Here is a 25,459-nt window from a genome sequence, read left to right on the forward strand (position 1 = left end):
CTCATGTCCACCGACGACCAGGTACCGATCCTGGCGGCCGACGATGTCGTCGCCGGATACCTCCCAGGAGTCGACGTGCTGCGCGGATGCAGCGTCCGGGTGGAACCCGGCGAGCTGGTCGGTGTGATCGGACCCAACGGAGCCGGCAAGTCGACCCTGATCAAGGCGGTCTTCGGCCTGCTGCGCATACGCGCGGGATCGGTACGGCTGCTCGGCGAGGACGTCACCAACCGGCCCGCGCACGAGCAGGTCCGCCGGGGCGTGGGGTATGTGCCGCAGCTCCAGAACGTCTTCCCGGCGCTGACCGTCGAGGAGAACCTGCGGATGGGGATCTATCTGCGGCCCGGGGCCTTCGCCCGGCGCTCCGCGGAGCTGGAGGAGCTCTTCCCGGTGCTGGCCGCCCGCCGGAAGCAGAAGGCCGGCTCGATGTCGGGCGGCGAGCGGCAGATGCTCGCCATGGCGCGGGCGCTGATGATGGAGCCGCGGCTGCTGCTGCTCGACGAGCCGTCCGCGGGTCTGTCCCCGGCCCATCAGGACCTGGTGTTCGAGCGGGTGAAGGGGATCAACGGCGCGGGGGTCGCCGTGCTCATGGTCGAGCAGAACGCCCGCCGGTGTCTCCAGATCTGCCACCGCGGCTACGTTCTGGACCAGGGCCGGAACGCCTACACCGATACCGGGACGCGTCTGCTGCACGACGAGAAGGTGATCGAGCTCTATCTCGGAACACTCGCCCGCGTCCGTTGAACTCCTCGGCCCGTCCTTGTCCTGTGCCGTTCGTCCTGTGCGCTTCGTCCTGTGCTGTTCCTCCTCCTGTTCTCAGCCCTGGGAGGTGCTCACCTCGGTGCGGACGGTCTGCAGCTTGCCCTGGCTGTCGTAGGCGTACACCTCGATGGTCGCCTGGCCCGGCTCACCCTTGTCGGTGAAGTCCAGCGGACCGCTCACACCGTCGTAGTCGATGTCCTTCCCGGCCGCGATCAGCTTCTTGCACGCGGCGAAGGTGTTGCACTTCTCTCCGCCCTTGGTGATCCCGACCATTTCCTTTGCGAAGTCCTGCGGGTTGTCCGACTTCGCCTGCTCCGCGGCGAGGGCGACGGTCGTCGCACAGTCGAACACCTGCGGCGCGAACTGGAGCTCCTTCAGCTTGGGCGCGAACTCCTTCAGATCCTTGACGAACTGCGCGTTGGACGCCGACGCGGGCGCCGTGCCCTTCATTCCGGCGAGCCGCTGCGGGTTGCCGGGGGCGACGAGCGAGGGCAGTTCCTCGCTGCGCAGGCCGTCGGCGCCGTACACGCCGATCTGCTGGGGACCGAGGCCCGTCTCGATCAGGGTCTGGAGTATCTGTGCGCCCTCCTCGAACGCGATCACCGCGACCGCGTCAGGATTGGAGTCCTTCACCTTCTGCACGATCTGGTCGAAGTTCGTCGACTTCGGGTCATAGGTCTCCGCGAGGGTCACGGTCGCGCCGGAGTCCTCCAGCTCCTTCTTGGTGGAGTCCACCAGACCCTTGCCGTAGTCGTCGGCACGCCCGATCAGCGCCACCCGGTTGTGGCCGTCCCCGCGGATCAGCTTCGCCAGGACGGGTGCCTGGAGCACATCGCTCGGCGCGGTACGGAAGTAGAACCCGCCGTCGTCGTAGTCGGTGAAGGTGGGTGCCGTGTTCGACCCCGAGCACTGGACGACGCCCTCGCCGGTCACCCGGTCGATGAACGCCAGCGACATCCCGGAGGCCGCCGCGCCGATGATCACGTCCACGCCCGCGGCGAGGACCCGGTCGGCGGACTGGGCCGCGACGGCTTCCTGACCGGCCTCGTCACCACCGACCGCGGGCGGAACCGGCTCGCCGAGCACACCGCCCGCGTCGTTCATCGTCTGGATCGCGAACTTCAGAGCCTCGATCTGGGGCGGTCCCAGGAAGGCGAGCTGCCCGGTCTCCGGCAGCACGTAGCCGAACTTGAGCTCACCGTCCTCGTCGGCCGGGGCCACCGCCCCGGCACCGCCTGTCGCACCGATGGCCGTCACCAGCAGGGCCGCCGCGCTTGCGAAGATTGCGGACCGTTTGACTGACGCTTTCATGCCCGCCTCCTCTCGGTGAGGCGGGCGTCGTCGGTCGAGGGGCCGGCCACCGCCCGCCCTCTCTACTGAGGGTAAAGCGTGCAGGTCGCCGATGGCGAGGCTGATCGAATCCGTTCCGCAGGCCGGAAAAACACGTGGACTCCGGCGCCACCGTCGCGGGACACTGCGACTTCACTCGACAACACAGGGTTTGGGATGGGATCGCCTGAATCGCGCAAGGGCTTACCGGGCAGGGGCTCGGCGCTCCTCGCACTCCGCTACTACGGACGGGAGCTGTCCCGGCTACGGTGGCTGACCGCACCCGCGATGCTGCTGCCGGCGCTCGGCAACATCGGCATCGCCTATGTCGCGCCGCTGCTCGTCGCGAAGCTCGTCGGCCGGATCGCCGACGACACCGAGGTCACGATCGGCTCGGTGCTGCCGTACGTCCTCGGATTCGCCGGCGTCCTGCTGCTCGCGGAGACGCTGTGGCGCATCGGACTGCACTGCCTCAACCGCCTCGACGGTTTCGGCGTCGAGCATCTGTACGTGATCGGCATGGACGAGCTGTTCGCCAAGGACGCCGCGTTCTTCCACGACAACTTCGCCGGGTCGCTGACCAAGCGGGTGCTGAGCTTCGCCTCCCGCTTCGAGGAGTTCGTCGACACGCTGACGTTCCAGGTCGTGGGCAGCCTGGTGCCGCTGGTGTTCGGGGCGGTGGTGCTGTGGAGCTACGAACCGCTGCTCGTGGTCGGGCTGCTGGTGATGATCGCGGTGACGGCGCTGTGCGTGGTGCCGCTCATCCGGCGCCGCCAGGCGCTGGTGGATCAGCGGGAGGAAGCCATCGCCCGGGTGTCGGGGCATGTCGCCGACAGCCTGATGAACATGGACACGGTCCGGGCGTTCGCCGCGGAGGAAGGCGAGGCCGCCGAGCACCGGTCCCGCGTCGCGGAGTCACGGCGGCTCATGCTGAGGTCGTGGGACTACGGCAATCTGCGCATCGACACGCTGGTCGCGCCGATGTCCGTGCTGACCAACGCGCTGGGCCTGCTGCTCGCGGTCACCCTCGGCGCAGGCGGCCGCGGTGTGGAGGCGGTCGTGGTCGCCTTCACGTACTACAGCAACGCGACGCGGATCATGTTCGAGTTCAACCAGATCTACCGCCGGCTGGAGAGCTCGATGACGGAGGCCGCGCAGTTCACCGAACTGCTCCTCGCCCCGCCGACCGTGCTCGACCCGGAGCTGCCGGAGCCGCTGCTGTCCGAGGCCGCCGACGTCCGCTTCGAGAAGGTGACCTTCGCCCACGGAGGTGCGGAGCCGCTCTTCGACGGCCTCGACCTCGCGGTGCCCAGTGGATCGAAGATCGGTCTCGTCGGCCGGTCCGGCGGGGGCAAGACCACGCTCACCCGGCTGCTGCTGCGGATGACGGACATCGACGGCGGGCGGATCCTGATCGGCGGCCAGGACATCAGCCGGCTGCGCCAGGCGGATCTGCGCAGCCTGATGGCCTACGTGCCGCAGGACCCGGCGATGTTCCACCGCACCCTGCGGGACAACATCGCCTTCGCCCGGCCGGACGCCACCGACGCCGAGATCCGCCGCGCGGCCGAGGCCGCTCATGTCACGGAGTTCGCCGACGCACTGCCGGACGGCTTCGACACCATGGTGGGCGAGCGCGGGGTCAAGCTGTCCGGCGGACAGCGCCAGCGGGTCGCCCTCGCCCGGGCGATCCTCAGGGACGCGCCGATCCTGCTGCTCGACGAGGCGACCAGTGCGCTCGACTCCGAGAGCGAGATCCTCGTCCAGGAGGCCCTGTGGCGGCTCATGGAGGGGCGGACCGCGCTCGTGGTGGCGCACCGGCTGAGTACGGTCGCCGGTATGGACCGGCTCGTGGTCCTGGACCGCGGAGAGATCGTCGAGCAGGGCACCCACCAGGAACTGCTCGCCGCGGACGGCGCCTACGCCAAGCTCTGGCAGCACCAGTCGGGCGGCTTCCTCGACGACAGCCCGGTCCGGGCCGACCTGCACTGAACGACGCCGGCGGACCGGGGCCGCGGTTCAGCCGGACTGCACCTCGGCCCACCGGCAGGTTCCGCCGGGGTGCACACGGACGCCGCAGCGCGCGGACAGCGCGGTGACGATGGCGAGACCACGGCCGTGCTCGTCCGGGTCGACGGCGGAGGCCGGGGCGGCGGGCCCGTTGTCGGTCACCTCGACGCGTACGGCCGTGTCCCGGTCCAACTGGTTCCGGGAGAGCGTCAGCGTCGCCGGGGGCACGGCGTGCACGATCGCGTTGGTGAGCAGCTCCGAGACCACCAGGAGCACGTCATCGGCGACCTCCGCGGCCAGCCGCCAGTCGGTGAGCACCGCACGCACGCGTCGGCGTACGGCCGAAACGGCATCCGGCACGTGCGGCAGTGGGAAGACATGTTCGACTTCCCCGTGCGGCGCGGCGTCGAGCTGCGCTGTGATCATGTGCCCTCCTCCTGGGGAAGTCCTGTCGGTCCCGATGCGCCCGACCTGCGGTCGGCCGTGGTGCGTCCATGGCACGCTAAGGAGGGAAAAGCCGTGAGTCAACGAACAGGGGTCGGCATTACCGAACGACAGTCCCGAATCGGAGAGATTCGGACTACCATCGCCTCATGGCCGGCCCAGTCCAGTCCATAGAGCGGGCGGCGGCGATCCTGCGTCTGCTCGCCGGGGGATCCCGCAGACTCGGCCTGGGCGAGGTCGCCTCGTCGCTGGGCCTGGCCAAGGGCACCGCCCACGGCATCCTGCGCACCCTACAGCATGTGGACTTCGTGGAGCAGGACGCGGCTACCGGCAAGTACCAGCTCGGGGCGGCCCTGCTGCACCTCGGCACCAGCTACCTCGACGTCAACGAGCTGCGCTCGCGCTCCATCAACTGGGCCGACGCCCTGGCCGCCCGCAGCGGGGAGGCCGTCCGTCTGGGCACGCCCCTGGAGGGCAAGGTGCTCGTCATCCACCACGTCTTCCGGCCGGACGACACCCTGCAGACACTGGACGTGGGCGCGCTGCTGCCGCTGCACGCCTCCTCGCTCGGCAAGGTCCTGCTCGCCTATGGGACCGTACCGGTCGACTCGCTGTGGGAGACCGAACCGGAGGCGTATACCCGGCACACGCTCGTCCACCCCGAGGCGATCAACCGGGCGCTCGGCGAGATTCGGGACCTCGGCTGGGGCGCCGAGGTGCAGGAAATGAGCATGGGCGAGGCCGGAATCGCCGCGCCGATCCGCGGTCACGGCGGTCTCGTGGTGGGCGCGATCGGGGTGTCCGGCCCCGTCGAGCGGATCTGTGACAGCAAAGGCCGGCCGCTGCCGGCCCTGATCACGGTGCTGCGGGAGGCGGCACGCGCGATCTCCAGAGACCTGGGCGCGGCCCGCTGGTAGTCCCCAGCACCTCCGCGACGCACGGGAAGGCAGGGCACCGATCATGGTGGAACGGTATGTGATGTCCATCGACCAGGGCACCACCTCCACGCGATGCATCCTGTTCGACCACGGCGGGCGTCTGGTGTCGGTCGCCCAGCGGGAGCACGAGCAGTTCTTCCCCCGGCCCGGCTGGGTGGAGCACGACGCCATCGAGATCTGGCGCAACCTCCAGCGGGTCGTGCCCGAGGCGCTGTCGAACGCCGGGATCGACGCGGAGCAGATCTCCGCCATCGGGATCGCCAACCAGCGTGAGACGACGGTGCTCTGGGACCCGCGGACGGGTGTTCCGCTGGTCAGGGCGATCGTGTGGCAGGACACCCGCACGGCACCCCTCGTCGATGAGCTGAGGAAGGACCCCGGAGACGAGTTCTTCCTCGAACACTGCTGCCTCCCTCCCTCGACCTACTTCTCCGCGCCCCGTATCCGCTGGCTGTTCGACCATGTCGACGGGCTGGAGCAGCGGGCGAGGAACGGCGAGGTGCTGTTCGGCACCATCGAGTCCTGGCTGATCTGGAACCTCACCGGCGGTACGAACGGCGGACTGCACATCACCGACGTCACCAACGCCAGCCGCACCATGCTCATGGACATCCGGACGCTGACCTGGGACGAAGCGCTGATGGACTTCTTCGGGGTGCCCCGCGCGATGCTGCCGGAGATCCGGTCCTCGGCGGAGACCTACGGCGAGGCCCGGGCACTGCTCCCGGGCGTGCGCATCACGGCCGCCCTCGGTGACCAGCAGGCGGCCCTGTTCGGACAGACCTGCTTCTCCCCCGGCGAGGCGAAATGCACCTACGGCACCGGCAGCTTCCTGGTGATGAACACCGGCACCGACCTCGTGCGCTCCCAGCACGGGCTCCTCACCACGGTCGCGTACAAGATCGCGGACCAGCCCACGGTCTACGCCCTGGAAGGCCCGATCGCCGTCACCGGCTCGCTGGTCCAGTGGTTCCGCGACCGGCTGGGCCTGATCCACAGCGCCCCCGAGATCGAGACGCTGGCGCGCACCGTCGAGGACAACGGCGGCTGCTACATCGTCCCCGCGTTCTCCGGTCTGTTCGCGCCGCACTGGCGCAGTGACGCCCGGGGCGTCATCGTCGGCCTCACGTCGTACATCACGAAGGGGCATCTGGCCCGCGCGGTGCTGGAGGCCACCGGCTGGCAGACGCGAGAGGTCGTCGATGCCATGAACGCCGACTCCGCGCTCGCCCTGAAGCAACTCAAGGTGGACGGGGGCATGACCTCCGACCACCTGCTGATGCAGATCCTCGCCGATGTGCTCGACGTGCCCGTCGTACGGCCGCTCGTCCACGAGACGGTGTCACTGGGCGCGGCCTATGCGGCGGGGCTCGCCGCCGGTTACTGGCCGGACCTGCAGGTCCTGCGCCGCAACTGGCACATGGCCGCCCAGTGGCTGCCGGACATGGACCCCGAGCGGCGGGAGTGGGAGTACGAATCCTGGCAGCGGGCCGTCGAGCGGTCCCTGGGGTGGATCCGGCCGCGGAAACGAAAAGGGGGGAGCGTGCCGGACGAATGAGCGCCGGGTCCTGCCTCCGTCGGCGCGACGGTGGCGGGACCGGGTGCGACTCGGGTCAGTTCAGCTCTTCGGCCGGACGGTCAGCTCTGCGCCTGCACGACGTCGACCATCCAGGCGATGCCGAAGCGGTCCGTGCACATGCCGAACACATCGCCCCACATCTGCTTCTCGAACGGAACGGACACGGAGCCGCCGGCGGACAGCTGCTCCCAGTAGCCGCGCAGCTCGGCGTCGTCGTCACCGCTGACGCTCACCGCGAAGTTGCTGCCCGGCGTCAGCTCCATGCCCGGAGGGGCGTCGGCGCCCATCAGCGTGAAGCCGTTGGAGGTCTCCAGCATGGCGTGCATGATCTTGTCGGCATCCGGAGTGTCCTTCTGGCCGTACTCCCCGTAGGTGTTGAGCTTCAGGGTGCCGCCGAAGACCTCCTTGTAGAACTCCATAGCCTGGCGGGCGTCGCCGCCGAAGCTGAGGTACGGGTTGAGTCTCGAGGCCATGAAAACCTCCTGAAAACGGACAAATCATCGACTCTGGGCAGACTAGCGCGAGCCGTCGACGACGGCTCGCCGGGTGTCCGCGGACGGGTCACTTGACGTGGACGAGGCCGTCGGTGGTAACGGTGGGCCGGCCGCTGGTGCCGACCACGACGATCTTGACGGTGTGCTGGGCGCTCGTGGACCAGCTCTTGGTCCAGATCGCCTGCCGGTACACGGTGGCGGACGACTTCAGATCGACGGTCGCCACCTTGGTGCCGTCCACATAGACGTACGCCTGGCCGGAGGTGGCGGCGCGGGAGACGACCCACGCGGCCGAGCGGCCGGTGAACGTCCAGGTCAGACTCGCGCCCTTGGAGCCACTGGAGTACGAGGTGCCGCCGAGGTAGCTGCCGGAGGAACGGGTGGTCCAGCTGCCCGACTTGGCGGCGGCGGTCTCCTGAAGAATCACGGGGGTGTAGGAGGGGGAGGAGGTGCGGTAGTTGCCGGCGTAGTCGTAGGCGCGCATCGACCAGGTGGTGGCGGTGCCGGACGTGGCGGTGCGGCTGGAGCCGGTGGTGGTCGCGCCGAAGGTGGCCGCGGTGGGAGAGAGCAGCTTCACCGAACGCAGGGCCGTGTCGTCCGTGGCCTTCCAGCCGAGGGTCACCGGGACGGCGCCGGTACTGACGGTGCCGGTGCGCAGGGAGAGCTTGGGTGCGGTGGCGAAGGTGGGCGCGGTCGTTTCCGCCACGACGTTCAGCGCGGCGGTCGTCGTGGTCCTGCCAGACCGGTGCACGGCCCGCACGGCGACGGTTTGGGCGCCCAGGGGCAGGGTGGCATGGGGACTTCGATCTCGGCGCCCGACGCGTTCGCCGACACGCACGAGCCGCGCCGCTGAGTCCGGGCGAGACTGGAAGGAGCCGACGGAGGGAGAACCGTCATGAGCACCCTGCCCAACGAGCGATCCGTCAGGAGCACCCCCGAGGGCCTCCTGTGGGAGCCGAGCGAGCGCTGGGTGCGCGGAACGAAGGGCGATGTCACCGTCGTCGACAGCCGCCACCCCGTACTGGTGTGGGAGCCGGAACTGCCCGTCCCGCAGTACGCCTTCCCGCGCGAGGACGTGCGCCAGGACCTGTTGCGCCCCGCGAAGCACCCGCGCACCGGCACCCACACCGGATCGCAGATCTTCTACGACCTCGAAGCCGGCGGCGAACTGGTGGAGAACGCGGCCTGGACCTTCCCCGCCGAGGATCTGGCCGGCCATGTCGCCTTCGAGTGGTTCCGGCACCCCGGCCGGGGTCTCGACCACTGGTACGAGGAGGAGGAAGAGATCTTCATCCACCCCCGCGACCCGCACAAACGCGTCGACGCGATGCCCAGCAGCCGCCATGTCCGGATCGAGATCGACGGCACGACCGTCGCCGACACCCGCCGGCCGGTGCTGCTCTTCGAGACCTCCCTGCCCACCCGCTACTACCTCCCCCGCGAGGACGTCCGTCTCGACCTGTTCACCCCCACCGACCACCACACCGGCTGCCCCTACAAGGGCACGGCGAGCTACTGGTCCTGGCGCGGTGAGGCCGACGTCCCGCCGAACATCGTCTGGACCTACCCGGACCCGCTGCCGGCGGTCCATGTGGTGCAGGGACTCCTCGCCTTCTACAACGAGGCCGTCGACATCACCGTGGACGGCGAACGCCTCGAACGCCCCGTCACCCCGTTCAGCGCGATGCTGTCGAGGCGGCGACGGACATGACCGACGCCACGGCCGGCCGGGCTTCCCCACGGTCCACCGGCCGAAGAAGCAGCGACCGGTCAGATCGCGCAGCCCGTGTGTGCCAGTGCCTGCTTCAGCAGGACCCCGTGGCCGCCCGGCATCTCGCTCTGCACCGCGGGTGACATGGCCTCCTGCGGGCTGAACCACACCAGGTCGAGGGCGTCCTGGCGGGGGCGGCAGTCGCCGGTGACCGGGACGACGTAGGCCAGCGACACGGCGTGCTGGCGGGGGTCGTGGTACGGCGTGATCCCCTGCGTCGGGAAGTACTCCGCGACGGTGAACGGCTGCAGGGAGGCCGGGATCCGGGGCAGTGCCACCGGCCCGAGGTCCTTCTCCAGATGCCGCAGCAGGGCGTCGCGCACCCGCTCGTGGTGGAGCACCCGGCCGGAGACCAGGGTCCGGCTGACCGTTCCGTCCGGCCCGATGCGCAGCAGCAGGCCGACGCTGGTGACTTCGCCGCTGTCGTCCACCCGCACGGGCACGGCCTCGACGTACAGGATCGGCATGCGGGCGCGTGCCATCTCCAGGTCGTCGCTGGTCAGCCAACCGGGTGTGGTTTCGGTCATGTCAGACATTGCTTGATCATACTTTCCGGTGGGTGCGGGCGCTCAGTCGCGGCCGTCTTCGGGTACGGGATCGGTCGTCGCAAGCCGGTAGAGACGGCGGGCGTTTCCGGCGCCCGCCCAGGCAGCGATGCGCAGCGCGTCCGGCAGGCCCAGCTCGTCGGCGTCCACCCGCTCCTGGAGCAGACCGGCGAGCCCCTGCCGGAAGGCCAGCGCGCCGAGGTGGTGGAATTCGGCCACTCCGTAGGCGTCGGAGCTGTACAGCAGCTTGCGGAACGGGGTGATCTCCAGCGCCTCCGCCAGAATCTCCGGGGCCCGGGCGGGTCCCACATAGTGCAGGGTCAGGCCCACATCGAGATACACCTGCTCGAAGACCGCCGCCAGATACGCGGCCTGGCGCTGGTAGGGCCAGCAGTGCAGGAGGAGCACGGGCACCGTGCCGGCCGTCAGGTGCAGCCAGTCCGTCAGACGGGCCGGGTCCACGCGGTGCATACGGATGTCGCTGTCGCCGAACCCGGTGTGCAGCTGGAGCGGCAGCCCCAACTCCACCGCGGTCCACAGCAGATGCCGTACCAGCACCGGGTCGGCCAGCCGGTCGCCCCCGGCGAGCCACCGGGCGGCCGCCTCGGTGACCTGCGCGTCCGAGGGCCGTTCCGGGGCGAGGCCGAAGCCGGCACGGTAGGCGGCGACCGACTTCACGGCCACCACACCGGGCTGCCGTACGGCAGCCTGCGCGGCCGTGCGGAACGTCTCGGCGTACTCGCCGGGCTCGACCCCGCGCGCCGCGATCTCCTCGGCGACGCTCTCCAGCCGCACCACCTCGTACGCCGCCCCGCCGGCCGCCTCCGCCAGCTCCCGCGGCGTGGTGACGTGGTCGGGGGCGTAACCGGTGTCGACGCAGAACACCGCGGTGCCGGCGGCGGTGAGGAAGCGGCGGTTGACCTCATGGGGGCCGAGCTCGGCCCGGCGCGCCAGATACTCCTCGGCGGGCGCGTGCCGCGGCAGGTCCAGCAGGGGAGCGCAGTGGCGGCGGACGGCCACCCCGACCGGGCTGTCGAAGGGCGAGATCCCCGGCCAGGCCGCGCCCTCGGTGATCAGCGACTCGAAGCGCTCCCGGCCCAGGCCGGCGGTGACGACCCCGTGGCAGTGGTGGTCCACGAGCGGCAGAGCGGCGAGGGCTTCGTACACCGGACCGTGCCCCGCGGCAGCCGTCGCGCCCATGTCAGTACGTCCAGCGGTAGGCGGCCGCCAGCTGCTCGTCGTCCAGCCCCTGCACCGCCGCGAGTTCCCCCTGCCGTACGGCGATCACCGCGTCGGCGAGGACCGGCCCCAGCGCGGCCCTGAGCGGTGCGTCCTCCCGGAACGCCGCGACGGCCTCGTCGAGCGAGACGGGCAGCCGGCGCACACCCCGCGCCGCCGCCTCCTCGGCGCCGAGCCGGGCCGGATCCCCGGTGATCTCGCCCGGCAGGGCCGCGTGCGAGGTCAGTCCGTCGAGGCCCGCCGCGATCAGACAGCCGAGCGTCAGATACGGGTTGGCGGCCAGGTCGACGGGCTTCACCTCCAGGTTCGCCGCCTGCTCACGATGGCCCGCCGTGCCGGTGATCACCCGCAGCGCCGTCTCGCGGGTCTCGCGGCCCCAGGCGGTGAACACCCCGGCCCACTGGGAGGGTTTGAGCCGCAGATAGCTGACCGGACTCGGCGCGGTCACCGCCGTCAGCGCGGGCAGACGGGCGAGCACCCCGGCCGTGAAGGACTCGGCCTCGGCGGTCATCCCGTACCGGCGCTCGCCCCCGGAGTGCAGGTTCACGCCGTCGCGCCACGCGGAGAGATGGATGTGGCCGCCATTGCCCACGCCCTGCGCGACGACGGCCGGGGCGAAGGAGACGGCGAACCCGTGGCGCCGCGCCACCGCCCGGATCGTCTGCCGCACCAGCACGCTCCGGTCGGCAGCCGTCACCGGGTCCAGCGCGCCCACCGACACCTCGAACTGCCCCGCCGCGTACTCGGGATGGAGCTGTTCGACGTCGATGCCCTGCTCCGCGAGGGCCGCCAGCAGGTCCGCCGTGCAGTCGCCGAGCTCCACCTGGCGGGTGGCGCCGTACGCCGGACCCGTCGTCGCGGGTACGAAGCCGCCGTCGGCCGTGGGCGCCTGGGCGAAGGTCCACTCGACCTCGACCGCCGCCTTGAACGTGATGCCGTGGTGCCCGGCGGCGTCCGTGACGATCCGGCGCAGAAAGGTGCGGGCGCACCCCGGATGCGGCTCGCCCTCCTGAGTGATCCGGTCGACCGGCGCCCAGGCCCAGCCGGGCTGCCCGGACAGCACCACCAGTTGGCCGAGGTCGGGATACAGCCGCAGATCGCCGTCCGGGGAGCCGAGGACGTCGGTCGTGACGATCGCGTCGTTCGCCAGGAAGGTGTCGAACACCGGCGACATGCCCACGCCCCAGGCCGCGGCCGAGGCCAGCCTGGCCGTGGGGATCGTCTTCACCCGGCCGATGCCCGCGGTGTCGACATAGGCCAGGACCACTCCGTGCACCCCCCGCCCGGTCAGCTCCCCGGCCAGCGCGGCGGCCCGTTCGACGTCGCCGGGCCGGCCGCCGGGCACGGGGTCGGCAAGCGTGGTCATACGTCCTCCTCGGCCGGCTCGGCGAGTGGCGGCCGTGCGTCAGGGTTTCACGGCCACCGCGCCGAACTGCGGTACCGCAGCGGGGGAGTCGGGCTCGGCACGCCACTGCGCACACGACACCAGGCCCGGTTCGAGCAGCTGAAGACCATCGAAGAACGCGGCGATGTCCGCACGGCTGCGGGCGGTGATCGGCGGGGTGGCGTTCTCGTTCCAGAACTTCATCGCCGGGATCTGCCCCTCGCCGCCGAGATCGGCCTCGAAGGTGGGGTGCGTCAGGACCAGGAAGCTGCCGGAGGGCACCGCCGCCATGATCCGCCGTGCGATGTCCCGCGCCGTGCCGGTGTCGAGCACGAAGTTGAGGATGCCCAGCATCATCACGGCCACCGGCCGCGTGAAGTCGATGCTCTGCGCGGCGCGTTCGAGGATGGTGTCCGGGTCGTGCACATCGGCGTCGATGTAGTCGGTGACGCCCTCGGACGTGCCGGTCAGCAGGGTCCGGGCATGCACCAGCACGATCGGGTCGTTGTCGACGTAGACGATCCGTGAGCCGGGCGCGATGCCCTGGGCGATCTCGTGGGTGTTCTCCGCCGTCGGCAGCCCGGTGCCTATGTCGAGGAACTGCCGCACCCCGCGCTCGCCCGCCAGGTGCCGCACCGCCCGGCCGAGGAAGTCGCGGTCGGCGCGGGCGATGTCCCGGATCACCGGGAACAGCGTGGCGACATGCTCGCCTACCTGCTGGTCGACCTGGTAGTTGTCCTTGCCGCCGATCCAGTAGTTCCACACCCGCGCGTTGTGCGCCACAGAGGTGTTCAGCCTCGCCGACCCGCCGGAGGGGGTGTGGCTCTCGGTCACGTCTCAGCTCCTTCGCACGCCTGCGGCCGTCGTTCGCCATTGTGCCGTCCGGTGATCACGTTGTCCGGTGAATGCGAGGAGGCGGCCGCCGCCGGCGGTGCGGGGCGCCGGAGTTCAGTCCACCTCTCCGGGATCCGGGGAGGGTGTCTTGCCCTTCAGCACGTCCTCCAGGCGCTCAGTGCCCTCCTTGAACGCCTGCTGGAACGAGGTGTTCTCGTCCCCGCTGAGGCCGCCGGAGGTGACCGTGATCGCGTCCGTGCCGACCCGGACGGCGCCGACGTCCAGGGTCAGCGTGGCGGGCTCGCCGTCGGCCGTGCCCTGCACCGTGACCCGCAGCCCCTGCCGGGCGTCGCCCTCGTCGGGCACCGAGGTCTCGATCACCTCGACCGTCCGCTGGTCCGGGCCGTCGGTCATGGTGAACCCGTCGCACTCGGCCGGGAGGGACTTCAGCCAGTCGAAGGAGGAGTCCAGCGAGGACTTGTCGTAGGCGGCGACCTGGTAGAGCAGTCGGGCGTCGCCCTGCTGGAAGCCGGTGAGCGCGGACGCCCCGGACGGCTTGCCGAGGAGGTCGTCGTCGTAGAGCGAGTCCATCAGCTTCTGGCAGTCGGCGGCGTCCGACTTGCCGGTGACGAAGTCGGAGACGTCGACCGTGCCGACGAGCAGGCTCTCGTGCCATGAGGCGGCGTCCTTCGATACCGACCAGTCGTCCTCGATGTCGGCCTCGGTGATCAGCGCGGCCTGCGCGCCGGCCGCGGTCAGGGCCCCGCCGGCGCTGGTGAAGGCGCCGGAGGGCGAAGGCGTCTTCCCGGTCAGGGGCTTCGCGGCCCGGGACTCCCCGGCGACGGGGGACGCGGACCCCTCCAAGGCGGCCGGGCCGCCGTCGCCGCCGTCCGAGCAGGCCGCGGTGGTCAGCAGCGCCCCCGCCGCCAGGGCCGAGGCGAGGAGTCGGGCGATGAGGGTGCCTCCCATGCCTTTGAGGCCATGGGGGAGGGACGGACGAGGGCTCATCGCGGATGCCTCCTGGGAACGTGGTGCCTGCCCTCCTCAGGCCACCATCGGCCCTGCCGGCGCACCAGCGCACCGGACCGTTCGGGTGAGGGCGCCCGCGCCGTGCGATGCGATACCGCTTCGCCCTGCGTCGCCCGCTTCGCCCTGCGTCAGTGCGGGCGGGCCTCCCGGATCCTCACCTTGCGCGCGCCGCACCGGGGGCAGACCGCGTCGGCGAGCGGTGACCTGATCGCCCGGCCCGCCTCGTCGACGTACTCCTGGGTGGTCAGGCCCGAGGCGTCCAGCGGGTCGGTGAAGAACATGACCTGGAAGGTGGCCTCCCAGCTGTGGCCGCACACTCCGCAGGAGAACGCGAAGGTCTCCCGCACGGATCGGGGCTGTGCCGCCATGGCCTCGCTCCTCCGTCCTGCCTCGGGGGACGCCCCCTGCTCCCAGGTCACGACGCCGCACGTCGCACGGCAACTCGAACGCCCCGCCCGGCATGCCCGCACCCGTCCGCGCCACGACACTGGCCCTACGCCGGGGCGCGCATGTCCGGCCGCGGCGCGGCACCCCGACCGGAAGGAGCGGCCATGCTGCCCGGATTCCTCGCCAGGGCGGTCGAGCTGCTGCGCGGCAAGGAGGGCCGTTCGCTCCATCTGAAGGCGGCGGGCGGCGCCACGCTCGTCCTCGTGGTGGTGATGCTCCTCGGCTCATGGGCCGTCGTCGAGGCCGAGCAGCATGCGCGGCGCGCCAATCTGACGTCCTACCCGAAGGGCCTGTGGTGGTCCATCGAGACCGCGACCACCGTGGGATACGGCGACTTCTATCCGGTGACCCTGTGGGGCCGGATCGTCGGCGCGGTGGTGATGGTCGTCGGCATCACGACCTACGGCATGGTCACCGCGGCCCTGGCCACCTGGTTCGTCGGCCGGGAGCAGCGCCGCCGCCACCGGCTCGCTCACGGCGCCCGCGAACTGGGCGACGAGGCCGCCCGCGCCGTCCACGAACGCTTCGACCGGCTGGAGCGGATACTGGCCGCCAAGGGCTCCGCCCCGGGGCAGGACGGGTGACCGCGTCATGCAGGGGGCTGCGCGGGCCCTGCGGCGGACGTATGGCGGCACACGGCCGACGCCACGGAGATCACCGTCTGTCTACGCCGGGACGACGACCTGCCGGGTGACTGTGTCCGACTACGGCCGCGGCGGCACCCGGCTCCCGGACGCCGCCCGCGGCGGCTTCGGCCGGACAGGTCCTCGGAGCCCGCGGCCGCTCTGGTGCCGTGGCGGTCCCGGCTGTTCAATGGTGCTGCACAGCTCCGGACGGAGAGGAGGCGCTGTGTCCCCCGCCTCCGTGCCGTCGTTGGGCGCGCGCATCCGGCAGACGCGCCTCGCGCGGGGGCTCAGTCTGCGCGCGCTCGCCCGGGAGATCGGGGTCTCCGCGAGCCTCGTCTCCCAGATCGAGACGGGCAAGAGCCAGCCGTCGGTGCGCACGCTGTACGCGATCACGACGGCCCTCGGCATCTCCGTCGAGGCCCTGTTCGACGCGCGCGACGTCCCCGCCGGGGAGCCGTCCACCGGTCCTCCCGGCGCCGTCCTGAGCGCCCTCGCCGCCTTCACCGCCGACCCCGGGCACCGCATCGGTCCGCTGGTGGGGCAGGGCGAGCGGGAAACTCTGGAGCTGGACTCGGGCGTCGTCTGGGAGCGCCTCGGTCATGTCCCGGGCACCGATGTCGACTTCCTCCTCGTCACCTACCGGCCCGGCGGCTCCTCCTCCGGCTCCGGCCATCTCATGCGGCACGCGGGCACCGAATACGGCTATCTGGTCTCCGGGGAACTCGTCCTCACCCTCGGCTTCGATGAGTACACGCTGCGTCCCGGCGACGCGGTGTGCTTCGAGTCGGCGACCCCGCACCGGTACCGCAACGACGGCGCCGATCCCGCCGTGGGCGTCTGGTTCGTGTTCAGTCCCGCTTGACACCCGCTGTGCGTGGTCGTTCACTCCGAAGTGGGGGTGGTCGCCATGGCGATCCGCACATACGGCCCCAACGCCGTCGACTGGGAAGAACGCGTCGACCTGGACCGGCTGCGACGGCAGCGGCTGGCCCGGCTGCACGAGACGCTGAACCGCTCCCCGCTGGGCGCCGTGCTCACCTTCGACTTCGCCAACATCCGCTACATGACCGCCACGCACATCGGCACCTGGGCCATGGACAAGCTGATCCGCTTCGCCCTGCTGGTGCGCGGCGGCGAGCCCGTCGTCTGGGACTTCGGCTCCGCGGCCCGCCACCATCAGCTCTACAACCCGTGGCTGGACTACAGCGACGGCAAGGGCGGCCCGCCCACCGGCGCCCGCGCCGGCATCTCCACGCTCCGCGGTGCCTTCCACCCGGACGCGGGCATCGCCGAGGACGTCGCCGCGAAGATCGCCGGCGAGCTGCGCGCGCACGGCCTGGCGGGCGAGCCGCTCGGCGTCGACGTCGCCGAGATGCCCGTCCTCGCCGCCCTGCGCGCCGAGGGCATCGACGTCGTCGACGGACAGCAGGTCTTCCTGGAGGCCCGCCGGATCAAGACCGGCGACGAGATCTCCCTGCTCACCCAGGCATGTGCGATGGTCGACGCGGCGTACGAGGAGCTGTACGGGTATCTGCGCCCGGGGGTGCGCGAGAACGAGTGCGTCGGGCTGGTCAGCAAGGTCCTGTACGACCTCGGCAGCGAGTACGTCGAAGGCGTCAACGCCATCTCCGGCGAGCGCTGTTCACCCCACCCGCATGTCTACAGCGACCGGCTGATCCGCCCCGGCGACCCCGCCTTCTTCGACATCCTGCACAGCCACCTCGGCTACCGCACCTGCTACTACCGCACCTTCGCCGTCGGCAGCGCCTCCCGCGCCCAGCGCGACGCGTATCTGCGCTGCCGCGCGTACATGGACGAGGCGATCGCCCTGGTCCGGCCGGGCGCGACGACCGCCGACATCGTCCAGGTGTGGCCGCGCGCCGAGGAGTTCGGCTTCCCCGACGAGACGGCCGCCTTCGCCCTCCAGTACGGCCACGGAGTCGGCCTGGCGATCTGGGAGAAGCCGATCTTCAGCCGTCTGGTCTCGCTCGACCGTCCCGAAGTCCTCGAAGAGGGCATGGTGTTCGCCCTGGAGACGTACTGGCCCGCCACCGACGGCTGGTCCGCGGCCCGTATCGAGGAGGAGGTGGTCGTCACCGCCGACGGCTGCGAGGTGATCACGAAGTTCCCGGCGGAGGAGCTGCTGGTGGCCGGACGCAAGTACTGGACGGTGGGCGGCGAGCTCAACACCCGGCGCGAAGCACAGTCCCATCTCAACACCCGCGGCAACGGGGGTTCTTGATGGCCGTCCGGGACGAACTCCTCGCGCTGTACGAGCAGATGGTCCTCATCCGCCGTACGGAGAAGGCCGCCCACGACCTGTTCCTGTCCGGGCTGGTCAAGGGAACCACCCATCTCGCCGCCGGACAGGAGGCGATCGCCGTCGGCGCGAGCGCCGCCCTGCGCCCGGACGACTACGTCTTCGCCACCTACCGGGGACACCACCACGCCCTGGCACGCGGCGCCACCCCCGAGGAGTGCCTCGCCGAGCTCATGAGCCGCGCCACCGGGCTGTGCGGGGCCAAGGGCGGCTCGATGCACCTGACGAAGGCGTCCAGCGGCATGCTCGGCTCGTACGCCATCGTCGGCTCCCATCTGCCGATGGCGGCCGGCGCCGCCTGGTCGGCCCGGCTGCGCGGCACCGGGCAGATCGCGGTCGCCTTCTTCGGCGACGGCGCCACCAACATCGGCGCCTTCCACGAGGCGCTCAACCTGGCCGCCGTATGGAAGCTGCCGGTGCTGTTCGTCTGCGAGAACAACCTCTACATGGAGTACACGCCCATCGCCGACGTCACGGCGGTCGCCCGGCCCGCCGCCGACCGGGCACCGTCGTACGGGATCCCCGGCGAGGTCGTCGACGGCAACGACGTCGTCGCCGTCCGGGAGGCGGTGGCCCGGCTCGCGGGGCGGGCCCGGGCAGGAGACGGGCCCGCCCTGCTGGAGGCGCTCACCTACCGGCACTTCGGCCACAGCCGGGCCGACCCCGCCACCTACCGTCCGGCCGAGGAGGTCGAACGCTGGCTGAAGCACGACCCGTTGGACCTGGCCCGCGGGCGGCTCGCCGAGCTGGGGGTGCCCGAGGAGACGCTCACGGAGGCGGAGGCGCGCGCACAGGACGTCGTACAGAAGGCGGTCGAGGCGGCGAAGGCCGCGCCGCCGCCCGAACCGCGCGAGGCGCTGACCGATGTGTGGGCCGACGGAGGTGCCGCATGGCGGACGTGATCACCTACCGTGAGGCGGTCGCCGAGGGCATCGCGCGGGAGATGCGCCGGGACGGGTCCGTCGTCTGCCTCGGGGAGGACATCGGGGCGGCCGGCGGGGTGTTCAAGACGACCGTCGGGCTGCTGGAGGAGTTCGGGCCCGAGCGGGTGTGGGACACGCCCATCTCCGAACAGGCCATCGTGGGCGCGGCGATGGGCGCCGCCATGACCGGGATGCGGCCGGTCGCGGAGATCATGTTCTCCGACTTCCTCGCCTGTTGCTGGGACTACCTCGCCAACGAGATACCGAAAGTACGGTATATGACGGGCGGTCAGGTCACCGTGCCCCTGGTCGTGCGCACCGCCAACGGCGGCGGGCTCGGCTTCGGTGCCCAGCACTCCCAGGCCACGGAGAACTGGGCGCTCACCGTCCCCGGCCTGAAGATCGCGGCACCGGCGACGCCCGCCGATGTGATCGGCATGATGGCGGCGGCGATCCGCAGCGACGACCCCGTGGTCTTCTTCGAGCACAAGGGGCTGCTGGCGAGCAAGGGGCCGCCGCCCGCGCCGGACCATGTGGTCGAGCTGGGGCGCGCGGCCGTCGTGCGCGAGGGCGGAGACGTGACGCTCGTGGCCCTCGCCTCCATGGTGCGGGTGGCCCTGGAGGCGGCCGGACGCCTTGCGGCGGAAGGCATCGAGGCCGAGGTCGTCGACCTGCGCTGTCTGGTCCCGCTCGACGTGGCCACCGTCCTCGCCTCGCTCGGCAGGACCTCGCGGCTGGTGACCGTCGAGGAGAACCCGTACCAGGGCGGTTGGGGCGCCACCCTCGCGTCGGTCGTCGCCGACGAGGGATTCGGCCTGCTGGACGCGCCCGTGCGTCGGGTGGCGGGGGAGTGCGTCCCGCTGCCCTTCGCCGACGAACTGGAGGAGGAGGTCATCCCCACCGCGGACAAGGTCGCGGCGGCCGTCCGGAGCCTCGCCGCGTACTGAACACCCCAAGGGAGGAAGCGCGATGACCCAACGGACACTGCTTCGCGCCGGGCACGTCCTGTCGATGGACCCCTCCGTCGGGGATCTGCCGAGGGGGGACGTCCTCGTCGAGGACGGGAAGATCGCGGCGGTCGGGCCGGACATCGACGCGGACGCCGAGGTCCTCGACATGACGGGCCGTATCGTGATGCCCGGCTTCGTCGACACCCACCGCCACACCTGGGAGGCCTCGATCCGGGGCGTCGCACCCGACGCCACCCTCGACGACTACTTCGTCGACATCCTCGACACCTTCGCGCCGCTGTACACCCCCGAGGACGTCTACGCGGCCAATCTCGCCGGCTCCCTGGAGTGCCTCAACGCCGGCATCACCACCCTCGTCGACTGGTCGCACATCAACAACACGCCCGAGCACCCGGACGCCGCGATCCAGGCCCTCACGGAGAGCGGTATCCGCGCGCAGTACGCCTACGGCAGCGCCAACACCTCGCTCGCCGACTACTGGTTCGAGAGCAAGATCGCCATTCCGGCCGATGACGTACGCCGGATCCGCGCCCAGTACTTCTCCTCCGACGACGGCCTGCTCACCATGGGGCTCGCCACCCGCGGCCCCGGCTTCTGTGTCGACGACGTCGTCACCGCCGAATGGGGCCTGGCCCGCGAGCTGGACATCCCGGTCACCGTGCATGTGGCCATGGGGCGCCTCGCCGGCCGCTTCGGAATGGTGAAACAGCTCCACGACCTCGGGCTGCTCGGCCCGGACACCACCTACATCCACTGCTGCTACTTCAGCGAGGAGGAGTGGCGGCTGGTCGCCGACAGCGGCGGTACGGTGTCGGTCGCTCCGCAGGTGGAGACGCAGATGGGACACGGCTGGCCGCCCGTGATGAAGGCGATCGAGCACGGACTGCGGCCCTCCCTGAGCATCGACGTGGTCACCACGGTGCCCGGCGACATGTTCACCCAGATCCGCGCGGCCTTCAGCACCGAGCGGGCCCGCGTCAACGCCGAGTGCTGGCAGGCCGATGTCCCCGTGCCGGACACGATGTTGACGGCACGTCAGATGCTGGAGGCGGCGACCCGCAACGGCGCGCATGTCGCGGGCCTGGAACACCGCACCGGCTCCCTGACCCCCGGCAAACGCGCCGACGTCGTCGCGATCGACGCCACGGCGCTGAACGTCGCCCCGCTGCACGACCCGGCGGCCGCGGTGACCCTGTCGGCCGACGTGTCCAACGTGGAGACCGTCCTCGTCGACGGTGTGATCCGCAAGCGGGACGGCCGGCTGACCGCCGACACGGCGCGGGCGCGGCGACTGGTCGAGGAGTCCCGCGACCGGCTCCTCGCGGCGAAGGAGGCGAAGCGGACGGCATGACCCGGCATGTGGTGCACCGTTCGGCCGACGTGCCCCCGCCGCCGTACGACGGCCACGGGTACCGGCGGCGGACGCTGGTCGGCGAGGACGACGGCAGTGTGCACACCGGCTTCGGCCTGTGCGAACTGCGGCCCGACGGCAGGGTCGGCGCCCATGTGCACTCGTACGAGGAGAGCTTCCACGTCCTCGACGGGACCATGATCCTCGATCTGCCCGAGGGCGCGTACCTGCTCGCCGAGGGCGACTACGGCCTCCTGCCGGCCGGTGTCCCGCACGCCTGGCGCGGCGCCGGGGAGACCGTGGCGCGCTGGGCCGACATGCTCGCCCCGGTGCCGCGGGCCCGCTACGGGTACGACACCCAGGCGGTGCCGGACCTGCCCGTGAGGAGCCCCGTCCGTATCGACGTCCGCGACCCGCGCACCCGGTCGTTCGGCCACTTCGAGCCCGGCCAGATGGACCCGGGGAAGCAGTCCCAGGAGCTGCTGGCGGTCTCGGCGAGCATGCGCACCGCGCTGCTCGTCTACAGCGGCATCACGGTGAAGATGATGGTCGACAGCGACCTGGGCGCGGTCGCCTCGACGATGTTCATGGTGCAGTACGCGCCCGACGGAGTCGCCGGCACGCACGACCACCCCTTCGAGGAGACGTATCTGTTCCTCGAAGGGACGGCGGACGCCGTGTTCGACGGCGAACGGTACCGGCTGGGGCCGGGCGATCTGGCCTGGGCGGGCGCAGGCTGTGTGCACGGCTTCGCCAACGCGGGCCGGGCGCCGCTGCGCTGGCTGGAGACCCAGGCACCGCAGCCGCCGGCGCGCCATTCCTACCGGTTCACCCGGGACTGGGACTACCTGAGGGAGGCCTTGGAGTCATGAGCAGTGTCCTCGTCGTCGGCGGTACGTCCGGCATCGGCCGTGAGTTCGCCCGTATGCGCGCGGAGCGGGGGGACGAGGTCGTCCTCACCGGGCGCGACCCGCACCGCAGCGACACCGTGGCCAAAGAGGTCGGCGCCCGCGGCCTGGCCCTCGATCTGTCCCGGCCGCGCGAGATCGCCGGGGCGCTCGCCGACGTCGGGCGCGTCGACCATCTGGTCCTCGCGGGCATCGAACGTGACCACAACCGGGTCACCGAGTACGACATCGACGCCGCCCTCCACCTCGTCACGCTCAAACTCGTCGGCTACACCGAGGTCGTGCATACGCTGCGGACCCGGCTGCACGACGACAGTGCGATCGTGCTGTTCGGCGGGCAGGCCAAGGAACGCCCCTACCCCGGCGCGACCACGGTGGCGACGGTCAACGCGGGCGTGACCGGTCTGGTGCACTCCCTCGCCGTGGAACTCGCCCCGATCCGCGTCAACGCGATCCATCCCGGCATCGTCGGTGACAGCCCGAACTGGCGGTCCAAGCCGGAGGAGGTGCTGGCAGGCCTGCGCGCGCAGACCCCCACCGGCCGCCTCGCCACCATGGCGGACGTGGCCGACGCCGTGGACTTCCTCCTGCGCAACCGGGCCGTCAACGGGGTCGGGCTGAATGCGGACGGGGGGTGGTTGCTGGGGTGAGCGGACGCGGGCTCCAACGGCATCCATTAACGTGAAAAGGGCAAAAGGTGTCACACCTGTACGTGCGGACCAAGAGGGGGACGCGTGGGCCGACCGGACCGAACCCAAGCTTCCACACACATCGTGCGCCTGCGGCAGAAGTTCCCGTCGCATCACCTGGTGCGGCGCGCACGTCGCCTCCTCGACGACGGGATCGACCTGGTCCGGCTGAGACTCGACACCCTGCCCGAGGGCCTCTACCAGCCGGTCCCCGGCCTGCCGGTGCGCAAGGCCAGGCGGGCCGTCGGCAGCGGATCGCGATGGGCGGCGATGGAGCCGGTCATCGAGCGGCTCGGCGTGCGGAGCGCGGTGGACATCGGCGCGAACGTGGGCTACTTCCCGATCATGCTCGCCGCCCGGGGGATACCCGCGGTCGCGCTCGAGTCGGATCCGAGGCACGTCCGGACGACGACGACAGCCGTACGGCGAAACCGGCTGGACAACGTGGCGGTGATGGACCTCCGGCTGCGACCCGACACACTCGGCCTCCTGCCGTCGACCGACTGCACGCTCGTGCTGTCCCTGTGGCATCACCTGGTGCGGGAGCAGGGCCTCGACACCGCCACCCAGCTGCTCCGGGAGCTGTGGGCCCGCACCGGCAAGGTGATGCTCTTCGACACGGGCGAGAACGAGATGCCCGAGTCGTACGGTCTTCCCGACATGGTGCCGACGCCGGACGCCTGGCTCAGGGAGTACCTGGAGAAGAACTGCGCCGGGGCGCGCATCGAACACCTCGGCCGGCACCGCGCCTTCGACGCCGACGGTCTCCCGACGGACCGGGCGCTCTTCGCGGTGATACGGGAGCCGTCGTAGCCGAGGGTCAGTCGCGGGGCCAGTTCTCGGCGTCGAACATCCAGCGCTGCTTCTCCAGCTCACGGGTGAGGCCGATGAGCAGGTCCTGGGTGACGAGATCGTGCTGCTCGACCGCGTCGATGCGCTCACGCAGCCGCGCGATGGCCGCCTCCAGCGTCTCGACGATCAGCTGGACGACCTCCGTGTCGCGCATCCAGCCGTCCTTCGCGCCCGGCAGGGTGAGCGCCGACGCGATGGTCTCGGGACGGCCGTCCGGCGGGACGCCGAGCGCGGCGGCGCGCTCCGCGACCGTGTCGGCGTACGACCGCGCCACCTCAACCAGCTCGTCGAGCTGCAGATGGATCGCGCGGAACCGCGGGCCGACGATGTTCCAGTGCGCCTGCTTCCCCGTCAGGGAGAGCCCGAGGAGATCCACGAGAGTGCTCTGCAAGGCATCCCCGGTGACCTGCCGGGCCGATTCGGGCAGCGGGCTCTTCACGACAGTCATACGGTGCATCTCCTTGTGCCGTCGTCTGTATGCCGTGGTCTGTAGGTCGTGGTCTGTATGCCGTGGTTTGTGTGCCGTGGTTTGGGCAATCGCTCCAACGGCGTGCGGGTGCCCAGGGCGAACCGGTGCAAACGCGGCGTGGCGGACCCCCGGCGGCCGACTTCCCAGGGAGTCGGTCGGCGGTCTATAGTCCAAAACTAGCGCTGCTAATTAAGAGCCGTGCTGATCAAGAACCCGTCGGTCAGGAGTTCTGTCGTGCGCCCCGTCCACTTCGCGGCCGCCCGCCGCACCCCCATCGGCAAGCTGCGCGGTGCGCTGTCCGTCGTACGGCCCGACGATCTCGCCGCGACCGTGATCCGCGGCGTGGTCGCCGACGTGCCCGCGCTCGACCCGGCCCGCATCGACGACGTCTACTGGGGCGCCGCCAACCAGGCCGGCGAGGACAACCGCAACGTCGCCCGCATGGCCGCGCTGCTCGCGGGCCTGCCCGAATCGGTGCCCGGCGCCACGGTCAACCGGCTGTGCGCCTCCGGAATGGAGGCCGTCACCGCCGCCGCCCGCACGATCGCCGCGGGCGAGGCCGACGTGGTGCTCGCGGGCGGCTCCGAGTCGATGAGCCGGGCCCCCTTCGTGCTGCCCCGCCCCGACGAGGCACTGCCGCACCGTATCGAGACGGCCGACACCCGGCTCGGCTGGCGCCTGGTCAACCCGGCGATGAAGGACCTGCACGGCCTGCTCTCCATGGGGGAGACGGCCGAGGAGGTCGCCGAGCGATACGGCGTCCCGCGCGAGCGGCAGGACGAGTTCGCCCTGCGCAGCCACCGACTCGCCGCCCTGGCCCGCAAGAACGGCCACTTCGACGACGAACTCCTGCCCGTCGAGCGCCCGGACGGAGTAGTTGTCGACAGCGACGAATGCATCCGCGAGGACACCTCGTACGAGAAGCTGTCGAGGCTGAAGCCGGTCTTCGGTGCCGGGGGCACCGTCACGGCGGGCAACGCCTCGCCGATGAACGACGGCGCGGCCGGACTCCTCCTGGTCAGCGAAGAGGCCCTCAACGAGCTGGGGCTGGAGTCACTGGGCCGCTATGTCGCCGGCGCCTCGGCCGGCGTCCACCCCGATGTGATGGGCATCGGACCGGTCCCCGCCACCCGCAGGGCGCTGGCCCGCGCCGACTGGGAGGTCGCCGACATCGAGGAGGCCGAGTTCAACGAGGCGTTCGCCGCGCAGGCCCTCGCGTGCGTGGATCAGCTCGGCATCGACCAGGACCTGGTCAACCCGACCGGCGGCGCGATCGCCCTGGGCCACCCGCTCGGCTGCTCGGGCGCCCGCATCCTCACGACCCTGCTCCACCGGATGCGGCGCACGGGCGCGGCGCGGGGGCTCGCGACGATGTGCGTGGGGGTGGGGCAGGGGAGCGCGGTGCTGGTGGAGCGGCACTAGGGCCTGTCTGGAGTCGTGATCAATCGGCTGCTTGCAGGAGATCTCCGAGCCAGATCATCGAGGCGCGGAGTTCGAGGCCGGCGAGGTAGCTCTCGGGCGTCTTGTCGAAGCGTGTGGCGATGC

The 25,459-nt window shown here is 71.1% G+C and carries 25 protein-coding genes and 1 pseudogene; 15 read left to right on the forward strand and 11 right to left on the reverse strand.

Features of this window, described 5'->3' with window-relative positions; genetic code table 11:
- The first annotated feature begins 3 nt into the window (after positions 1 to 3).
- Positions 4 to 744, forward strand: a complete 741-nt coding sequence (locus F7R91_RS32350) for an ABC transporter ATP-binding protein (RefSeq protein ID WP_150955096.1) — start codon at positions 4 to 6, stop codon at positions 742 to 744.
- Between the two features lie 72 nt (positions 745 to 816).
- Here F7R91_RS32350 and F7R91_RS32355 read toward each other — a convergent pair whose 3' ends face one another.
- Positions 817 to 2,073 carry an ABC transporter substrate-binding protein gene (locus F7R91_RS32355; RefSeq protein ID WP_150955098.1) on the reverse strand — a complete coding sequence of 419 codons (1,257 nt, stop codon included), beginning with the start codon at positions 2,071 to 2,073 and terminating at the stop codon, positions 817 to 819.
- 195 nt (positions 2,074 to 2,268) lie between these two features.
- On the opposite strand from F7R91_RS32355, the gene F7R91_RS32360 reads away from it, so the two are divergent.
- Entirely contained in the window at positions 2,269 to 4,083 is a 1,815-nt protein-coding gene (locus F7R91_RS32360; RefSeq protein WP_150955101.1) for an ABC transporter ATP-binding protein, read from the forward strand.
- 27 nt (positions 4,084 to 4,110) lie between these two features.
- On the opposite strand, the gene F7R91_RS32365 is transcribed toward F7R91_RS32360, so the two are convergent.
- Positions 4,111 to 4,527, reverse strand: a complete 417-nt coding sequence (locus F7R91_RS32365) for an ATP-binding protein (protein WP_150955104.1) — start codon at positions 4,525 to 4,527, stop codon at positions 4,111 to 4,113.
- A 167-nt stretch (positions 4,528 to 4,694) separates the two neighbouring features.
- On the opposite strand from F7R91_RS32365, the gene F7R91_RS32370 reads away from it, so the two are divergent.
- The gene (locus F7R91_RS32370; RefSeq protein WP_150955107.1) at positions 4,695 to 5,462 is read left to right on the forward strand and encodes an IclR family transcriptional regulator; all 768 of its coding nucleotides are present in this window, start codon (positions 4,695 to 4,697) and stop codon (positions 5,460 to 5,462) included.
- A 43-nt stretch (positions 5,463 to 5,505) separates the two neighbouring features.
- The gene (gene glpK, locus F7R91_RS32375; RefSeq protein ID WP_150955110.1) at positions 5,506 to 7,041 is read left to right on the forward strand and encodes a glycerol kinase GlpK; all 1,536 of its coding nucleotides are present in this window, start codon (positions 5,506 to 5,508) and stop codon (positions 7,039 to 7,041) included.
- Between the two features lie 80 nt (positions 7,042 to 7,121).
- Here glpK and F7R91_RS32380 read toward each other — a convergent pair whose 3' ends face one another.
- Positions 7,122 to 7,535, reverse strand: coding sequence for a VOC family protein (locus F7R91_RS32380; protein ID WP_150955113.1), 414 nt, complete (start codon positions 7,533 to 7,535; stop codon positions 7,122 to 7,124).
- An 88-nt stretch (positions 7,536 to 7,623) separates the two neighbouring features.
- Positions 7,624 to 8,349, reverse strand: a pseudogene (locus F7R91_RS32385) (N-acetylmuramoyl-L-alanine amidase); the annotation flags it as partial.
- A 102-nt stretch (positions 8,350 to 8,451) separates the two neighbouring features.
- Between F7R91_RS32385 and F7R91_RS32390 the strand changes: the two are divergent.
- A complete protein-coding gene (locus F7R91_RS32390) occupies positions 8,452 to 9,267 on the forward strand; it encodes a DUF427 domain-containing protein (RefSeq protein ID WP_150955116.1) in 816 nt (271 codons plus the stop codon).
- A 59-nt stretch (positions 9,268 to 9,326) separates the two neighbouring features.
- On the opposite strand, the gene F7R91_RS32395 is transcribed toward F7R91_RS32390, so the two are convergent.
- The 6 genes from F7R91_RS32395 to F7R91_RS32420 form a co-directional block, all read right to left on the reverse strand.
- Entirely contained in the window at positions 9,327 to 9,863 is a 537-nt protein-coding gene (locus F7R91_RS32395) for an NUDIX hydrolase family protein (protein WP_150955119.1), read from the reverse strand.
- A 33-nt stretch (positions 9,864 to 9,896) separates the two neighbouring features.
- Positions 9,897 to 11,072 (reverse strand): amidohydrolase family protein, encoded by a 1,176-nt coding sequence (locus F7R91_RS32400; protein WP_150955122.1) that lies wholly within the window; start codon positions 11,070 to 11,072, stop codon positions 9,897 to 9,899.
- 1 nt (position 11,073) lies between these two features.
- Entirely contained in the window at positions 11,074 to 12,477 is a 1,404-nt protein-coding gene (locus F7R91_RS32405; protein WP_150955125.1) for a glutamine synthetase family protein, read from the reverse strand.
- Between the two features lie 39 nt (positions 12,478 to 12,516).
- The gene (locus F7R91_RS32410; RefSeq protein WP_150955129.1) at positions 12,517 to 13,329 is read right to left on the reverse strand and encodes an SAM-dependent methyltransferase; all 813 of its coding nucleotides are present in this window, start codon (positions 13,327 to 13,329) and stop codon (positions 12,517 to 12,519) included.
- 114 nt (positions 13,330 to 13,443) lie between these two features.
- Entirely contained in the window at positions 13,444 to 14,337 is an 894-nt protein-coding gene (locus F7R91_RS32415; protein ID WP_408056079.1) for a hypothetical protein, read from the reverse strand.
- Between the two features lie 149 nt (positions 14,338 to 14,486).
- A complete protein-coding gene (locus F7R91_RS32420; RefSeq protein WP_225320897.1) occupies positions 14,487 to 14,726 on the reverse strand; it encodes a hypothetical protein in 240 nt (79 codons plus the stop codon).
- Positions 14,727 to 14,909: 183 nt separating this feature from the next.
- Between F7R91_RS32420 and F7R91_RS32425 the strand changes: the two genes are divergently transcribed.
- The 9 genes from F7R91_RS32425 (at position 14,910) to F7R91_RS32465 (ending at position 23,406) form a co-directional block, all read left to right on the forward strand.
- Positions 14,910 to 15,389, forward strand: a complete 480-nt coding sequence (locus tag F7R91_RS32425) for a potassium channel family protein (RefSeq protein WP_150955135.1) — start codon at positions 14,910 to 14,912, stop codon at positions 15,387 to 15,389.
- A 265-nt stretch (positions 15,390 to 15,654) separates the two neighbouring features.
- On the forward strand, positions 15,655 to 16,293 hold the full coding sequence (locus F7R91_RS32430; RefSeq protein WP_150955138.1) for a helix-turn-helix domain-containing protein: 639 nt from the start codon (positions 15,655 to 15,657) through the stop codon (positions 16,291 to 16,293).
- Between the two features lie 45 nt (positions 16,294 to 16,338).
- Positions 16,339 to 17,673 carry a M24 family metallopeptidase gene (locus tag F7R91_RS32435; protein ID WP_150955141.1) on the forward strand — a complete coding sequence of 445 codons (1,335 nt, stop codon included), beginning with the start codon at positions 16,339 to 16,341 and terminating at the stop codon, positions 17,671 to 17,673.
- Positions 17,673 to 18,653 carry a thiamine pyrophosphate-dependent dehydrogenase E1 component subunit alpha gene (locus tag F7R91_RS32440; protein ID WP_150955144.1) on the forward strand — a complete coding sequence of 327 codons (981 nt, stop codon included), beginning with the start codon at positions 17,673 to 17,675 and terminating at the stop codon, positions 18,651 to 18,653. Before F7R91_RS32435 ends, F7R91_RS32440 begins: the two co-directional genes overlap by 1 nt.
- Positions 18,641 to 19,621 carry an alpha-ketoacid dehydrogenase subunit beta gene (locus tag F7R91_RS32445; protein ID WP_150955146.1) on the forward strand — a complete coding sequence of 327 codons (981 nt, stop codon included), beginning with the start codon at positions 18,641 to 18,643 and terminating at the stop codon, positions 19,619 to 19,621. Before F7R91_RS32440 ends, F7R91_RS32445 begins: the two co-directional genes overlap by 13 nt.
- Positions 19,622 to 19,643: 22 nt before the next feature.
- Entirely contained in the window at positions 19,644 to 20,996 is a 1,353-nt protein-coding gene (locus F7R91_RS32450; protein ID WP_150955149.1) for an amidohydrolase family protein, read from the forward strand.
- Positions 20,993 to 21,868: a cupin domain-containing protein gene (locus F7R91_RS32455; protein WP_150955151.1), complete on the forward strand. Its 876-nt coding sequence runs from the start codon at positions 20,993 to 20,995 to the stop codon at positions 21,866 to 21,868. The genes F7R91_RS32450 and F7R91_RS32455 overlap by 4 nt, the downstream gene beginning before the upstream one ends.
- On the forward strand, positions 21,865 to 22,554 hold the full coding sequence (locus tag F7R91_RS32460; RefSeq protein ID WP_150955154.1) for an SDR family NAD(P)-dependent oxidoreductase: 690 nt from the start codon (positions 21,865 to 21,867) through the stop codon (positions 22,552 to 22,554). Before F7R91_RS32455 ends, F7R91_RS32460 begins: the two co-directional genes overlap by 4 nt.
- A 159-nt stretch (positions 22,555 to 22,713) precedes the next feature.
- Positions 22,714 to 23,406: a class I SAM-dependent methyltransferase gene (locus F7R91_RS32465; protein ID WP_150955157.1), complete on the forward strand. Its 693-nt coding sequence runs from the start codon at positions 22,714 to 22,716 to the stop codon at positions 23,404 to 23,406.
- Between the two features lie 7 nt (positions 23,407 to 23,413).
- Here the strand turns inward: F7R91_RS32465 and F7R91_RS32470 are convergent, their stop codons facing one another.
- Positions 23,414 to 23,893, reverse strand: coding sequence for a Dps family protein (locus F7R91_RS32470; RefSeq protein WP_150955161.1), 480 nt, complete (start codon positions 23,891 to 23,893; stop codon positions 23,414 to 23,416).
- Positions 23,894 to 24,148: 255 nt separating this feature from the next.
- Here F7R91_RS32470 and F7R91_RS32475 point away from each other — a divergent pair, with 255 nt between their 5' ends.
- Positions 24,149 to 25,336, forward strand: a complete 1,188-nt coding sequence (locus F7R91_RS32475; protein ID WP_150955164.1) for a thiolase family protein — start codon at positions 24,149 to 24,151, stop codon at positions 25,334 to 25,336.
- Positions 25,337 to 25,459: the final 123 nt, after the last annotated feature.

Origin of the sequence: Streptomyces luteolifulvus (genome assembly GCF_008806595.1) — a bacterium.
Lineage (GTDB): Bacteria > Actinomycetota > Actinomycetes > Streptomycetales > Streptomycetaceae > Streptomyces > Streptomyces luteolifulvus.

Coding starts and splice junctions, on each gene's coding strand:
- F7R91_RS32350 (WP_150955096.1), top strand. CDS start 4: ATGTCCACCGACGACCAGGTACCGATCCTGGCGGCCGACGATGTCGTC.
- F7R91_RS32355 (WP_150955098.1), bottom strand. CDS start 2,073: ATGAAAGCGTCAGTCAAACGGTCCGCAATCTTCGCAAGCGCGGCGGCC.
- F7R91_RS32360 (WP_150955101.1), top strand. CDS start 2,269: ATGGGATCGCCTGAATCGCGCAAGGGCTTACCGGGCAGGGGCTCGGCG.
- F7R91_RS32365 (WP_150955104.1), bottom strand. CDS start 4,527: ATGATCACAGCGCAGCTCGACGCCGCGCCGCACGGGGAAGTCGAACAT.
- F7R91_RS32370 (WP_150955107.1), top strand. CDS start 4,695: ATGGCCGGCCCAGTCCAGTCCATAGAGCGGGCGGCGGCGATCCTGCGT.
- glpK (WP_150955110.1), top strand. CDS start 5,506: ATGGTGGAACGGTATGTGATGTCCATCGACCAGGGCACCACCTCCACG.
- F7R91_RS32380 (WP_150955113.1), bottom strand. CDS start 7,535: ATGGCCTCGAGACTCAACCCGTACCTCAGCTTCGGCGGCGACGCCCGC.
- F7R91_RS32390 (WP_150955116.1), top strand. CDS start 8,452: ATGAGCACCCTGCCCAACGAGCGATCCGTCAGGAGCACCCCCGAGGGC.
- F7R91_RS32395 (WP_150955119.1), bottom strand. CDS start 9,863: ATGTCTGACATGACCGAAACCACACCCGGTTGGCTGACCAGCGACGAC.
- F7R91_RS32400 (WP_150955122.1), bottom strand. CDS start 11,072: ATGGGCGCGACGGCTGCCGCGGGGCACGGTCCGGTGTACGAAGCCCTC.
- F7R91_RS32405 (WP_150955125.1), bottom strand. CDS start 12,477: ATGACCACGCTTGCCGACCCCGTGCCCGGCGGCCGGCCCGGCGACGTC.
- F7R91_RS32415 (WP_408056079.1), bottom strand. CDS start 14,337: ATGAGCCCTCGTCCGTCCCTCCCCCATGGCCTCAAAGGCATGGGAGGC.
- F7R91_RS32420 (WP_225320897.1), bottom strand. CDS start 14,726: ATGGCGGCACAGCCCCGATCCGTGCGGGAGACCTTCGCGTTCTCCTGC.
- F7R91_RS32425 (WP_150955135.1), top strand. CDS start 14,910: ATGCTGCCCGGATTCCTCGCCAGGGCGGTCGAGCTGCTGCGCGGCAAG.
- F7R91_RS32435 (WP_150955141.1), top strand. CDS start 16,339: ATGGCGATCCGCACATACGGCCCCAACGCCGTCGACTGGGAAGAACGC.
- F7R91_RS32440 (WP_150955144.1), top strand. CDS start 17,673: ATGGCCGTCCGGGACGAACTCCTCGCGCTGTACGAGCAGATGGTCCTC.
- F7R91_RS32445 (WP_150955146.1), top strand. CDS start 18,641: ATGGCGGACGTGATCACCTACCGTGAGGCGGTCGCCGAGGGCATCGCG.
- F7R91_RS32450 (WP_150955149.1), top strand. CDS start 19,644: ATGACCCAACGGACACTGCTTCGCGCCGGGCACGTCCTGTCGATGGAC.
- F7R91_RS32455 (WP_150955151.1), top strand. CDS start 20,993: ATGACCCGGCATGTGGTGCACCGTTCGGCCGACGTGCCCCCGCCGCCG.
- F7R91_RS32460 (WP_150955154.1), top strand. CDS start 21,865: ATGAGCAGTGTCCTCGTCGTCGGCGGTACGTCCGGCATCGGCCGTGAG.
- F7R91_RS32470 (WP_150955161.1), bottom strand. CDS start 23,893: ATGACTGTCGTGAAGAGCCCGCTGCCCGAATCGGCCCGGCAGGTCACC.